The sequence below is a fragment of the Mesorhizobium sp. M1A.T.Ca.IN.004.03.1.1 genome (assembly GCF_003997555.1).
Classification (GTDB): domain Bacteria; phylum Pseudomonadota; class Alphaproteobacteria; order Rhizobiales; family Rhizobiaceae; genus Mesorhizobium.
The window spans coordinates 1-245 of the sequence record NZ_RZTV01000884.1 but is presented as its reverse complement, the minus strand read 5'-3'; the positions used below and the strand labels follow the sequence as shown (position 1 = coordinate 245).

Genomic DNA, 245 nt, shown 5'->3' with positions numbered 1-245 from the left:
CCCGATGAAAGCGTACTGAATGCGCTGGCGGACGATCTCAACACGGTGGCGGCGGTGCAGGCATTGCATGCACTGGCGCAGGCCGCCCATACGGATCCCGCCGTGGGCGCCACCTTTGCGGCAACGGCCGACCTTCTGGGCCTGCTGCCGAAAAAGATGGAGATCGACGAAGCCGTCGCTTCGGCGATCGATGCGCTGGTCGCCATGCGTCTCGAAATGCTGAAGGCGAAGAACTTCACCGAGGC

1 pseudogene is annotated in these 245 nt (G+C 63.7%); it reads left to right on the top strand.

Going from position 1 to position 245, the window contains the following annotated elements:
* Positions 1-245: pseudogene (locus EOD29_RS34220) on the top strand (cysteine--tRNA ligase); the annotation flags it as partial.